Genomic DNA, 12,504 nt, shown 5'->3' on the forward strand with positions numbered 1-12,504 from the left:
CCTCCCGCAAGGACCTTTCCTCCATGCGTTACTTCACGAAGCAGCAGGGCCAGAAGGAAGCGGTGCCGGTGGACCTGGAGTCGCTGGGCCAGGACCGCTACCGGCTCACGGTGAACGGCAAGACGTTCCAGGTGGACGCGCTGTCCGTGGAAGCGGGCACGCTGTCGCTCCTGGTGGACGGCCAGTCGTACAACGTCGAGTTCGAGGAGAACGGCGACGAGATCGGCACGCTGGTGCGCGGGCAGGTGAACCGCACCGACGTGGCGGATGAGCGCAAGCTGCGCATGCGCGCGGCCGCCAGCAGCTTCTCCGTGGAGGGCCGTCAGGTCGTCCTCGCGCCCATGCCCGGCAAGGTGGTGAAGGTGCTGGTCAAGGTCGGGGAGGAAGTGAAGGAGGGCCAGGGGCTCGTGGTCGTGGAGGCCATGAAGATGGAGAACGAGCTCAAGAGCCCCAAGGCCGGCAAGGTCACGGAGGTGTTCGCCAAGGAGGGCACCGCCGTGGAGAACAACGCCAAGCTCGTCGTCGTGGAGTAGCCCGCCCCATGGAGATGCTCTGCACGCTGCGCAGCACCACCGAGCCGCAGCGCCAGGCCCTGTTCAAGGCGCCCGAGGCGCTGGAGCCCTTCCTGGAGGACGAGGAGGACTTCGGCGACGCGAAGGGCGCGGCGTTCCTGGAGCTGGACATTGGCGAGGCGTGGCACGGCCTCCAGTACCTGCTCACCGGCACCGCGTGGGAGGGCAGGCCGCCCCTGGACTTCCTGGTGCGCGGCGGCGAGGACGTGGGCGACATCCCGTCGGATGAGGGCACCGCGCGCGTGTTCGACGCGCCTTCCGTGAAGGCGCTGGCGGAGGCGCTGAAGCAGGTCCCCGTGCAGTCCCTGCGCCAGCGCTTCGACCCCGCGAAGCTCCAGGCGGAGGACATCTACCCCGGCACCTGGGACGAGGAGGAGGAGCTGGAGGAGGACGTGGATCCGCTGGAGGAGCTGCTCTCCTACTTCGTGGAGCTCCAGAAGTTCACCGCCGCCGTGGCGAAGCGCGGCCTGTGCCTGCTGGTGCACATCGGCTGAGTCAGGCCGCCCAGCCCTGCCACACGTCGTGCCCCAGCTTCAGCACCAGCGCGCCCACCACGCAGAGCACCACGACGCGCACCACCCGGTCGCCGCCCTTCACCGCCACGTGCGCGCCCAGCCACGCGCCGGTGAACTGCGCGGCGGCCATGGGCAGCGCCACCTTCCACAGCACCACGCCCCGGAGCGTGAAGAGCGTCACGGACGCCAGGTTGGAGGCGAAGTTCACCACCTTCGCGTCCGCGGACGCGCGCGCCAGGCCGTGGCCCAGCAGCGACGAGAACGCCACGATGAGGAAGGTGCCCGTGCCCGGGCCGAAGAAGCCGTCATAGGTGCCGATGCAGAGCGCGATGAGCGCCCCGATGGCCTGCGCGCGCGGACGCGGTGAGGGCTCCACGCCGTCCCGCTTCGGCGGCGCGCGGCGGAAGGCGAGGAACACCGCCACCGCGACGAGCAGCACCAGCACCAGCGGCTTGAGCACCTCCGGCTTGAGCAGCATCACCAGCGCCGCGCCGCCGAACGCGCCCATCAGCCCGAAGGGGAACGTCGCGCGGGCCAGCCGCCCGTCCACCAGCCCCGCGCGCGCGAAGCGCACCAGCGCCGCGCCCGAGCCGAACACGGACTGCCCCTTGTTGGTGCCCAGCGCCACGTGCGCGGGCAGGCCCGCCGTCAGCAGCGCGGGCAGGCTGATGAGCCCCCCGCCCCCCGCGATGGCGTCCACGAAGCCCGCGCTCAACGCGGCGACACACAACAGCCCCAGCTTCCACGCGCTGACGTCCAGGTCCACGATGGCGCCCCGCTTATCACCCTTACTTGCGCGGGGTCGAAGCTTGGGGGTCAATGGGGTCCATGCTCGCGACCCTGATGACCGTGCTGGCGCTGACGCTCGCCGCGCCGCCCTCGCCGCCTGACGCGACCACCGCCACGTGCCGCTCCATCGACGGGCACGTGTCCTGTGGCTACGCGTGCAAGTCGGATGGACAGCGCGTGCGGTGCGCCCAGACGCTCCAGGGCCGCTGTACCGTCATCGACGGGCAGGCCTCCTGCTTCGACCCGCCGGCGTACGTGGTGAAGGCGTACGGCGCGGGGCTGCCGGACTCGGAGTGCAAGACCATCGACGGGGTGGTGGGCTGCGGGTACGGGTGCGTCACGGACTTCGGCAAGGTGCAGTGCGCGAAGACGCCCGCGGGCGTGTGCCGCAGCCAGGGCGGCAACGTGACGTGCTTCGACCCGCCCGCCGCGGTGTTCGCGGTGTTCGGCCGGCAGGTGCCGCGCGCGCAGTGCGTCAGCAACGGCCTGCAGATGGCGTGCGGCTTCAACTGCGTGAACGCCTCCGAAGGCGTGCGCTGCGCGAAGACGCCCATGGGCGTGTGCAAGGCGCAGAACGGCCACATCACCTGCTTCGACCCGTCGCCCGCGGCGCTCTGCGCGTGGGGCAAGGGCCTGCCGGCGCCCCAGTGCAAGCTCAGTGAGACGGGCCCGGTGTGCGGCTACAACTGCACCACGGCGTACGGGAAGGTGGCGTGCGCGGGGACCCCGGCGGGCATCTGCAAGGTCTTCGACAGCGAGGTGTACTGCTTCGACCCGCCCGCCGAGCAGCAGGCGGACGCGGCGTGCCTGGCCAACGTGGGGCTGGCGGCGATGGAGGGTGCCGCGCCCTGAAACGCCCGCCCGGCCGCTCGCGTGACGTCGTCTGCTTGGACGCGGGCACGGGCGGCGGTAAAATTCCATCTTCCCGGCGGTCCAAGGAGCGGGAGCAGGACGGCACATGGCGGAGGGCGAGGTCCGGCAGTACTGGGTGCGGAACGATCGGGGCACCACCTGGGGGCCCCTGACGGGCGCGACCATCGAGCTGCTCATCGACAGCGGCTCCATCGAGGGCAAGCTCCAGGTCTCCACCGATGGCCTGCAGTTCGCCTTCCCCTGGCGCTTCCCCGAGGTGCGGGACGCGTTCCCCCGGGAGCTGTGGGGAGACGGCGCGCCCGCGTCGCAACTGCCCTCCACGCCCGCCGTCATCGCTCCGCCGCCGCCCGGCCCCGTGGCCGCGCCCGTCGCGGGTCCGGCCGCGGTGCCCATGGCGGGCCCTGGAGCGGCCCCGGCCGCGGGTCCTGGCGCCATGCCCATGGCGGGCCCCGGCGCGATGCGGCCCGGGCCTGGCGCCGTGCGTGCCCCCGTCGACGCGGCGGGGCGTCCTGTCGCGGCCGCGCGGCCTCCGGGGCCTCCGGTCGCGGTGGCCCGTCCGGCGGGAGCGGCTCCGGCCGCGGCGGCTCCGCAGGCTCCGCAGCCCCTGGCGGATGACGGGACCAACACGGTGCCGCCGCAGGGGCAGCTCCAGCAGTGCTCGCCCCTGCAACTGTACGGGCGCATCGCCGCGGGCGAGCAGACGGGCCTGCTGACGCTGGGGCTTTCGGACCGCACGTTGTGGCTCCACTTCCGCAAGGGCAGTCCGGAGTACGTGGACTCGTCGCACGCGGAGGACGCGCTGGGCGTGTCGCTGATGGGCGCGAGGCTCCTGACGGCGGAGCAGCTCCAGCAGGCGGAGGGCTCCAAGGAGCGCTTCGGCGGCGACCTGCTGGCGGCGCTGTTCGGGTTGGGGCTGCTCCAGCCGGCGACGGCGTTCACGCAGCTTGCGCAGCGGGCGCTGGGCATCCTGGGCAAGGCGCTGCGGGCGGAGTCCGGGACGTTCACCTTCGAGGCGCGGGACCTGCCCGCGCAGAAGGCGATGCCGCTGGGCAACCGCTGGGCGCTGCTCAGCGACCAGGTGCGGCGCATGCCGACGGCGGACCTCAAGCGGCGGCTGGCCTTCGTGCTGCCCATGCCCATCATGAAGTCCGGGGGCCGGGTGGCCTCCAGCGAGCTGCGCCTGACGCCGCACGAGGTCCGCGCGCTCTCCTTCATCGACGGGGTGCGCTCGCTGGGGCAGTTGCTCCAGGACGTGCCGCAGGACGCGGAGCACCTGCTGCGAGTGGCGTTCCTGTTGAAGGAGCTGAACGGAGTCTCCTTCGCGGCGGCCTCGCGCACGCAGGCAGCGCCCCCGCCTCCGGCCGCCGGCCCCACCGCGGCGGGAGCAGCACCAAGAGCCCCCGGAGCCGCGCCCACGGCGGGCCCGGGCAACCCGACCCGTCCGTCCGGCACCGTGCCCACCGTGGGCGCTGGAGCCGTGCCCACGGCAGGCCCGGGCAACCCGACCCGTCCGTCCGGCACCGTGCCCACCGTGGGCGCTGGAGCCGCACCCACGGCGGGCCCGGGCAACCCGACCCGTCCGTCCGGCACCGTGCCCACCGTGGGCCCGGCCGCCGCGCCCGGCGCACCTGCCGCAGCGAGCACCGGAGCCAGACCCGGCGTGCCCGTCGTGGGACCAGGAGCCACCGGAGCCGGTGCCCCCGTCGCGGGCCCGGGTGCCGCGCCCGCTGCCGCGAGCGCCGCAGCCAGACCCGGTGCCCCCATCGCGGGCCCTGGAGCCGCCGGAGCCGGGGCCCCCGTCGCGGGCCCAGGTGCCGCGCCCGGTGCGGCTGTCGCGGGTCCAGGCGCAGCGCCCCGCCCCGCCGGTGCCGCCCCCGTGGCGGGTCCCGGTGCCGCGCGTCCGGGCGCCGCGCCCACTGCCGGCCCCGGTGCCGCGCCCCGTCCCCCGGGTGCCCCCGCCGGTGCCGCCCCCGTCGCGGGCCCGGGTGCGCGCCCCCCGGGTGCCCCCGCCGGTGCCGCTCCCGTGGCGGGCCCCGGTGCCGCCCGCCCCGCCCCGCCCGTCGTCGCCGCTCCGGCGGCCCCGGCCGCTTCGGGTCCCGGTTCGGAAGAGCTGCCCGCGCTGCGCCAGCTCGCCGTGACCATGAAGGGCCAGAACCACTTCCAGCGGCTGGGCCTCACCGAGCAGACCGAAGGCAGCGCGGTGAAGATCGCCTACTTCCGCCTGGCCAAGCTCTACCACCCGGACACCCTGCCCCCGGGCGCCCCGCCGGAGCTGGAGAAGCTCAAGGCGGAGGTGTTCGCGTACATCGGCGACGCCTACCGCGCCCTCTCCGACGACAAGAGCCGCGCGGCCTACCTGGAAGAACTCAAGAGCGGCGGCGGAGACGGCGTGGACGTCCAGTCCATCCTCCAGGCGGAGGAGCTCTTCCAGAAGTCCTGCATCCTGGTGAAGGCGCGCAAGTACCCGGAAGCCGTGAAGATGCTCAACGACGCCATCGCCCTCAACGCCGAGGAGCCCGAGTTCTTCGCCTGGCGGGGCTACGCGCGCTTCCTCGCCGCCCCGGACAAGAAGGCCGCCCAGCCGGAGGCCTTCCGCGAAATCCAGGGCGCCATCAAGCGCAACGAGCGGTGCGCCCCCGCCCACTACTTCCTGGGCGTCATCGCCAAGCTGTGCGGCGACGCGACCGGAGCCCTCAAGCACTTCAAGCGGACGGTCGAGCTGCAACCGGACCACATCGATGCGATGCGAGAGGTCCGCATGGCGTCGCAAAAGAAGTAGGGTGCGCGCCTTTTCAAGGAGACACCCCCCATGCCCCTCACCGGGAAAGAACGCCGCCACCTGCGGGCCCTCGGCCACCACCTGGAGCCCGTGGTCATCGTCGGCTCGTCCGGCGTCACCGAGGGCGTCATCGCCGCCGTCGAGCAGGCGCTGAACGACCACGAGCTCATCAAGGTCAAGATCAACGAAGGCCCGGAAGGCCGCCACGAAGGCGCCGACAGCATCGCCGAGGCCACCGGCTCGGAGCTCGCGCAGCTCCTGGGCCGCACCGCCCTCTTCTTCAAGCGCCGCAAGCAGAAGTCCCGCTTCGAGGACATCCTCAAGGGCCCGCACGAGCCCCGCCCCGAGCCCAAGCCGGCCGAAGAGAAGAAGCCGCGCCGCCGTTAGCCGCACGGTTTTCCGGGGGTCACGGGGAATTCAGGCCGCCCCCCGCACTTTCCGCGGGCCCGAGAGCAGGCGAGCCCTCGTGCCGGGTTCGAAATGTCCCTACGCTGGGGGTCTTCCCCCCGCGGAGGTGATGTGCAGACTTCCCCGTCCTCCCCATCCCCCGGCTGGCACGACGTGCTGATGCATCACCTGGAGCCGCTCCTGGGTGACTTCACCGCGAAGATGGCCATCCACACCGCCGCGTTGCGGGTCCTGAAGCGTCCACCGGAACAGGTGAGCCTTCAGGACGTGCCGCTGGTGCTGGAGGGCCTCAAGCCCATGCTCAACGTCTTCATCGGCGCGGCGCGCACGACGAACACCCTCACGGAGCTTTCGAAGGCCATGGAGAAGCTGCGATGAACGCCCCCCGTCCCTCTTCGGGCCGCGCCCTCAAGCGGGTGGCGCCGTGGCTGGGCGCCGTCGCGGTGCTCCAGGTGGCGCACCTGTCCGCGGTGGCCACGTCGTTCCAGGACCCGCACCGGCTGGCGCTGGTGGGGGACGTGGCGGGCTGGACGGTGGGCCTGCTCGCGGTGCTGGGCACGGCGGCGGCGGCGCTGTCGTTCGGCTCGGGGGACTACCTGCGCCGCGTGTGGGGGCTCTTGACGGCGGGGGCGGTGCTGTCGCTCGTCAGCACCGCCCTGCGCAGCTACTGGATGCACGCGGTGCCGGACGTGCCCTTCACGCAGTCGCCGCTGTTGCCCGTGCGCATGGGCGTGGTGGTGCTGGCGAACGTGTGCACGACGTTCGCGCTGGTGCTGCTGTCGCGCACCTACAAGCAGTCCGGCCTCCAGCCTCCGCCCAGCTCCCGCGCGTCGCTGCTGTGGGCGGTGGCGGCGGTGGCGGCGCTGGCGGTGGGTGGGCCGGCGCTCATCGCGGCGGTGGGCCACCTGGGCCAGGACTTCGCGGCCACGTGCACGGCGGTCATCGCGCTGGCCTCCACGCTGGCGGACATGATGACCATCCTGCTCGTCGCGCCCATCCTCCGCGTCGCGTACATGCTCCGCGGTGGGCGGCTCGCGTGGGTGTGGTGGGCCATGGGCGTGTCCGGCGCGGTGTGGCTCTTCTACGACGCGCGTGAGTGGCTGGCGCCGCTGTTGCCCGGCAATCCCGCGGAGGCGGTGGAGCTGCTGCGCGCGCTGCGCACCTCGGGGCTCGCGATGCTGGGGCTCGCCGGGTGGTTGCAGCGCTCGGCGCTCATGTCGGCCCAGCGCCAGTCGAACCCGGGCGTCGTCATCCCCACCGCCTGACACGGCCCGCCGCGCCGCGCCGGCGCGCGAAGCCACCCCCGGCCCGCTCCCACTTCCGGGGCGGGCCGTCGTGTTTCCGAAGGGCGAGGGGCTGGAGGAGACTGGGCCTCTCGTTCTGCTCCCAGGAGGCACCCTGCCCATGCGCCCTTCCCCGAGGTCCCTGCTGTTGGCCATCTGTCTGCTGACCGGGTGCCGGACGGCGCGAGAAGCACCGGCGGCCCCCGCGAAGGCGGACTGCGGCCCGGTGATCCCCGGCATGGAGGCGGTGCTCAAGCCCGCGGCCTTCGTCGTGCTGGGAGAGATCCACGGCACGCGGGAGGCGCCAGACTTCGCCGCGCGGCTGGCGTGTCACGCGGCGGCTTCGGGGCAGCCGGTGCGGCTGGCGTTGGAGCTCCCGGTGGAGGAGCAGGCGCGCCTGGACGCGTTCGTCGCGGGTGAGGCCGAGGGACCTCCCGACAGCGCCTTCTGGCGCCGCGAGGTGCAGGACGGCCGCGGCAGCGAAGCCATGCGGCAGTTGCTGGAGCGCGCGCGGGACTGGCGGCGCGCGGGGCTGCCGCTGCGGGTGGTGGCGTTCGACGCGGGGGGCAAGGACCGCGACGACACGATGGCGGCCTGGCTCCGTCAGGCGCGGAGCGAGGCGCGCGGGGATACCTTCATCGTGCTCGTGGGCAACCTGCACGCGCGCCGCGACGTGGGCGCGCCCTGGGACGAGAAGCTCCAGTTCATGACGCACCGGTTGCTCGAAGCGGTGCCCGGGCTGGTGTCGCTCGACCTGGTGAACGCCGGGGGCTCCGCGTGGATCTGCCGGGGCATGACGGCGGACACCTGTGGCCAGCAGCCCCTGCGAAGCCGGGGCGAAGCGCGGGCCCCGGGCATCACGCTCCAGAAGAGGGCGGAGGATCCGGACGGCTACGACGGGACCTACTCGGTCGGACCGCTGAACGCCTCGCCGCCCGCGTTCGGCGCCACGAGCACCGCGACGCCCGCGCCTCGCTGAAGCACCGAGCCCGGTGTCATCCCGTCCACGCCCCGGCCACCGGGGAGTGGCCGTCCTCCCACCGGGCGCGCTACATGCGCGGCTCCCTCCTTTGGGCGGCACGAGGAACCTGGAATGCTCGCACGCACGTGGCGCGGGGTGACGAAGGCGGAGGACGCCGACGCCTACCTCGCCTATCTCCACCAGACGGGCCTCACGCACTACCGGCGCACGCCGGGCAACCTGGCCGCGTACTGCCTGCGCAAGGTGGCGGACGGGCGCGCGGAGTTCCTCCTCGTCACCCTCTGGGAGTCCATGGACGCGGTGAAGCGCTTCGCGGGGGACTCGCCGGAGCGCGCCACCTTCTTCCCGGAGGATGACCGCTACCTCATCGAGCGGGACCTGCACGTCACCCACTACGAGGTCCCCTTCGCGGAGGGCCAGGCCTTCGAGTCCCAGCGGATCCGCTTCGACGACTTCCGGGTGTCCGGGCCCGCGGGCGACCTGCGGCTGGTGGACACGGGCGGCGGCGGCAAGGCGTTGCCCGTCGTCTTCGTGCACGGGCTCGCGGGCAACGCGTCCCACTGGCAGGCGCAGTTGGAGCACCTGTCCCGCCAGGGCCGCCGGGGCATCGCGCTGGAGCTGCGCGGCCACGGGGGCTCCACGGTTCCGGAGCCGGAGGACTACACGCTGGAGTCGCTCACCGGGGACATCTCCGCCGTGGTGCGAGCGCTGGGGCTGCGCCGCTTCGTGCTGGTGGGGCACAGCATCGGCGGAGGCGTGACGCTGGCGTACGCGGGGGAGAACCCCCGGCAGGTGGCGGGCCTGTTCCTGGTGGATCCGATGACGGACTCGCGCGGCTCCCCCGAGGAGCAGGTGGCCGCGTACCTCGCCTCACTGGACGCGCCGGACGTGGCGCAGGCGGTGCGGCAGGACTGGGCGCAGATGGCGGGGCCGCGCGCGGACGTGCGCGAGCGGCTGCTGGCGGACCTGGACGCCACGCCGCTGTCCGCCGTGACAGCGGTGCAGCGCTCCAGCCTGCGGTTCGACCTGACGGCGGCGCTCGCGCGCTACCCGGGGCCGAAGTTCTCGCTCGTGGCGCCGGACAACGACACGCCGCACAGCCTCCACCGGCTGGGGGAAGGCGTGGCGCACCAGGTGGTGGAGGGCGCCGGCCATTGGATCCACCTGGACCACCCGGACGCGGTGAACGCCGCGCTGGACGCGTTCCTCACGAAGTCAGGACCAGCTTGACGAGCTCCGGGGGGCTGCCCAGCCGCATGGGGGGCCCCCAGAAGCCGCAGCCCCGGCTGACGTAGATGTGTGAGTCGCCGTGCCGGTAGTGACCGGCGGAGTGCTCCCAGCTCAGCCCGATGAGCGCGGTCATGGGGAAGAGCTGGCCGCCGTGGGTGTGACCGGAGATTTGGAGGTCCACGCCGCGCTCCGCGGCCACCTTGAAGTTGGCGGGCTGGTGCGCGAGCAGCACCGCGGCGCGCTCGGGGTCACGCTCCGCGAGCGCCAGGTCCAGGTCATAGCCCTTCTGGCCCAGGCGCCGGCCGCCGTGCCAGTCATCCACGCCCACCAGGTCGAACGCGCCGCCCGCGTCGCCAATGCGCACGTGCCGGTTGCGCAGCGAAGGAATGCCCAGCGAGCCCAGGTGGGCGACCCACGCCTCCGCGCCGGACGAATAGTCATGGTTGCCGGTGACGAAGAAGCTCCCGTAGCGAGCGTGGAGGTTGCCGAGCGCCGCGACAAAGCCGCCCAGCCGGGGCACGGTGCCATCCACCATGTCACCGGTGATGGCGACCAGGTCCGGCTTGAGCGCGTTGGCCCGCCGCACGAGCTCGTCCATGAAGCGCCGCTGGATGAAGGGGCCCACGTGCAGGTCGGTGAGCTGCACGATGCTGAAGCCGTCCAGAGAGCGGGGCAGCTTCGGGATGCGGACCACCACCTCCGTGACCTCGGGGACGGTGAACGCGCGCCAGCTCCCATACCCCGCCAGTCCCCCACCCAGCGCGAGCGCCCCACCCGCGGTCGCCTGCGACAGGAAGCGGCGCCGTTCGACATCCACGGAGGGCGCGGCGGGAGCAGGCCGGATCCGGCGCCCCAGAGCGAGCACAGCACGTCCCAGGTCGACGCCCGCGAGCCCGAGCACCAGGCACAGCGCCACGCCCATCCACGAATAGGACACCAGCTCCACGACGTCGCCAGGAGCCTCCGGAAGCGTGCGTTGCAGATACCGCCGGGCAATCAGCACCAGCGTCATGAACCCCAACCCGAGCGCGGCGACAATCCGAAGCCCACGGCGGGACGTGAGGTTCCAAACGAGCCGCCGGAACAGATACAGGTGCCCGAGCACGGCACCCAGCGCGATGAGGAGCGAGAAGGGAGACAGCGGCATGGGCCCAAGCCTCCCGCGCCTTCCACCCGAGCGCACCAGAATCCGTGCTCGCCCGGCCGCCACGGGAGCATCAGCGACAGGAAGCGAACGACTGCGTCAGCTCGCCGTGCGCCCCCAGATGAACGCGAGGTCCAGCTCCACCGCGTCGAAGGGCTCCGCCCGCACGGGAGCATCCCCGGTATGCGTGAGCAGCGCTTCGTACCTTCCATCCCGCAGCCCGAACACCTCCAGCGTTCGCGTGCGCGGTTCCATCAACCAGACATGCCGCACGCCCTCGCGCGCGTACACCGGCAGCTTCACCTCGCGGTCCAGCTTCCAGGTGGACGGAGACAGCACCTCGCAGACCCAGTCCGGGGCAAGAGACGTCGCTGCTGTTTCGGGAACATCGGGCATCCGCTCCAGCCTCCAGCCCGCGACATCCGGAACCACGACGTCAGCCCCGAAGTGCAACTCCGGTTCGTCCAGGAGCATCCAGCCCCCAGGCCCACCTCGCCCCCGCGAGAAGGGGCCCATGAGCTCTCCCCCAAGCCGGGAGGACACCACGCCATGCAGCATCGCCGGCCGTGGGCTTGCATACAGCTCTCCCGCGACGAGCTCCCCCACGACATGCTCGGGAAGCGCCTCCAGGTCCGCATAGGTCGCGGGCTTCTTTCCCATCACGTCTCCCCAGTCCTCGCCGCCCATCACTCTATCCATGAAGGCGGTTGGTAGCACGCCCGTCCGACATGACAGGGCACACGCCCAGCACCCTACCCCACACATCTTCCACAGGTTCCCGTCCAATTCCCTGCCGCGCCCGCACCCGGCGGTTAAGAGGCCCGCATCTCCATCCACTCACGAAAGGTCCCCCTCATGGCCACGCCGCTCCAGGGACGTGAAATCCGCCTGAAGTCCCGCCCGCACGGTGCTCCCACGCCGGACAACTTCGAGCTCGCCACGGTCTCCGTCCCGGAACCCGCCGAGGGCCAGCTCCTCGTGCGCAACCACTTCATGTCCGTGGATCCGTACATGCGCGGACGCATGAACGACGCGAAGTCCTACGTCCCGCCCTTCAAGCTGGGCGAGGCCCTGGACGGTGGCAGCGTGGGCCAGGTCGTCCGCTCGCGCTCGCCGGACTTCAAGGAAGGGGACTTCGTCGTCTCCGGCACCGGCGGCTGGCGCGAATACGCCGTCGCCCCCTCGAAGCACTACCAGAAGGCCGACCCGTCCGTGGGCCCGCTCTCCGCGTACCTCGGGGTGCTCGGCATGCCGGGCATGACCGCGTACGTGGGCCTGCTCGACATCGGCAAGCCGAAGGCCGGCGACACCGTCTTCGTGTCCGCCGCGGCCGGCGCCGTGGGCGGCGTCGTGGGCCAGCTTGCCCGCATCCAGGGCTGCCGCGTGGTGGGCAGCGCCGGCTCGGACGCGAAGGTGCAGCACCTGCGCGACGACCTGAAGTTCGACGCCGCCCTCAACTACAAGGCCGCCCCCATCGCCGAGTCCCTGGCCAGGGCCTGCCCGGACGGCATCGACGTCTACTTCGACAACGTGGGCGGCGACCACCTGGAGGCCGCCCTCAGCCTGATGAAGAACCACGGCCGCATCGTCCTGTGCGGCGCCATCTCCCTGTACAACGCCACCGCCCCCACGCCCGGCCCGCGCAACCTGGGGCTCGCCGTGGGCAAGCGCCTCACCCTCCAGGGCTTCATCGTCAGCGACCACGCGGCCCGCCGGCCGGACTTCCTGCGCGACATGGGCCAGTGGCTCCGCGAGGGCAAGGTCCAGGACGTGTCCACCATCGTGGACGGCCTGGACAAGGCCCCCGACGCCTTCATCGGCCTGCTGCGCGGGGACAACACCGGCAAGATGCTGGTGCGCCTGGCGAAGGACGCCTGACGCTCGCTGGCCAACGTCGCGAACGAACGCCACCGGACACAGCCGCCGTCT

At 72.5% G+C, this 12,504-nt stretch carries 13 protein-coding genes; 10 read left to right on the forward strand and 3 right to left on the reverse strand.

Going from position 1 to position 12,504, the window contains the following annotated elements:
* Positions 1-23: 23 nt before the first annotated feature.
* Both K8556_RS39475 and K8556_RS14400 read left to right on the forward strand, forming a co-directional pair.
* A complete protein-coding gene (locus tag K8556_RS39475; protein ID WP_304503965.1) occupies positions 24-533 on the forward strand; it encodes a biotin/lipoyl-containing protein in 510 nt (169 codons plus the stop codon).
* 8 nt (positions 534-541) lie between these two features.
* A complete protein-coding gene (locus K8556_RS14400) occupies positions 542-1,066 on the forward strand; it encodes a YfbM family protein (RefSeq protein ID WP_223740640.1) in 525 nt (174 codons plus the stop codon).
* Position 1,067: 1 nt separating this feature from the next.
* Here K8556_RS14400 and K8556_RS14405 read toward each other — a convergent pair whose 3' ends face one another.
* Positions 1,068-1,853, reverse strand: coding sequence for a TSUP family transporter (locus tag K8556_RS14405; protein ID WP_223740641.1), 786 nt, complete (start codon positions 1,851-1,853; stop codon positions 1,068-1,070).
* Positions 1,854-1,915: 62 nt separating this feature from the next.
* Here K8556_RS14405 and K8556_RS14410 point away from each other — a divergent pair, with 62 nt between their 5' ends.
* The 7 genes from K8556_RS14410 (at position 1,916) to K8556_RS14440 (ending at position 9,431) form a co-directional block, all read left to right on the forward strand.
* Positions 1,916-2,728: a hypothetical protein gene (locus tag K8556_RS14410; RefSeq protein WP_223740642.1), complete on the forward strand. Its 813-nt coding sequence runs from the start codon at positions 1,916-1,918 to the stop codon at positions 2,726-2,728.
* A 106-nt stretch (positions 2,729-2,834) separates the two neighbouring features.
* The gene (locus tag K8556_RS14415) at positions 2,835-5,528 is read left to right on the forward strand and encodes a DnaJ domain-containing protein (RefSeq protein ID WP_223740643.1); all 2,694 of its coding nucleotides are present in this window, start codon (positions 2,835-2,837) and stop codon (positions 5,526-5,528) included.
* 30 nt (positions 5,529-5,558) lie between these two features.
* Complete coding sequence (gene yhbY, locus K8556_RS14420; protein ID WP_223740644.1) at positions 5,559-5,915, forward strand: ribosome assembly RNA-binding protein YhbY; 357 nt, start codon at positions 5,559-5,561, stop codon at positions 5,913-5,915.
* Positions 5,916-6,047: 132 nt separating this feature from the next.
* Complete coding sequence (locus K8556_RS14425) at positions 6,048-6,314, forward strand: hypothetical protein (protein WP_223740645.1); 267 nt, start codon at positions 6,048-6,050, stop codon at positions 6,312-6,314.
* Positions 6,311-7,201, forward strand: a complete 891-nt coding sequence (locus K8556_RS14430; RefSeq protein ID WP_223740646.1) for a hypothetical protein — start codon at positions 6,311-6,313, stop codon at positions 7,199-7,201. Before K8556_RS14425 ends, K8556_RS14430 begins: the two co-directional genes overlap by 4 nt.
* A gap of 139 nt (positions 7,202-7,340) precedes the next feature.
* Positions 7,341-8,198, forward strand: coding sequence for a hypothetical protein (locus K8556_RS14435; RefSeq protein WP_223740647.1), 858 nt, complete (start codon positions 7,341-7,343; stop codon positions 8,196-8,198).
* Between the two features lie 114 nt (positions 8,199-8,312).
* Positions 8,313-9,431 carry an alpha/beta fold hydrolase gene (locus K8556_RS14440; RefSeq protein WP_223740648.1) on the forward strand — a complete coding sequence of 373 codons (1,119 nt, stop codon included), beginning with the start codon at positions 8,313-8,315 and terminating at the stop codon, positions 9,429-9,431.
* Here K8556_RS14440 and K8556_RS14445 read toward each other — a convergent pair.
* Positions 9,409-10,578 carry a metallophosphoesterase gene (locus tag K8556_RS14445; protein ID WP_223740649.1) on the reverse strand — a complete coding sequence of 390 codons (1,170 nt, stop codon included), beginning with the start codon at positions 10,576-10,578 and terminating at the stop codon, positions 9,409-9,411. The two genes, K8556_RS14440 and K8556_RS14445, sit on opposite strands and share 23 nt — an antisense overlap.
* 96 nt (positions 10,579-10,674) lie before the next feature.
* Positions 10,675-11,274, reverse strand: a complete 600-nt coding sequence (locus tag K8556_RS14450) for a Uma2 family endonuclease (protein ID WP_223740650.1) — start codon at positions 11,272-11,274, stop codon at positions 10,675-10,677.
* A 156-nt stretch (positions 11,275-11,430) separates the two neighbouring features.
* Between K8556_RS14450 and K8556_RS14455 the strand changes: the two genes are divergently transcribed.
* Positions 11,431-12,453, forward strand: a complete 1,023-nt coding sequence (locus K8556_RS14455; protein WP_223740651.1) for an NADP-dependent oxidoreductase — start codon at positions 11,431-11,433, stop codon at positions 12,451-12,453.
* Positions 12,454-12,504: the final 51 nt, after the last annotated feature.

Source organism: Corallococcus sp. AS-1-12 (assembly GCF_020036995.1).
Taxonomy (GTDB): domain Bacteria; phylum Myxococcota; class Myxococcia; order Myxococcales; family Myxococcaceae; genus Corallococcus.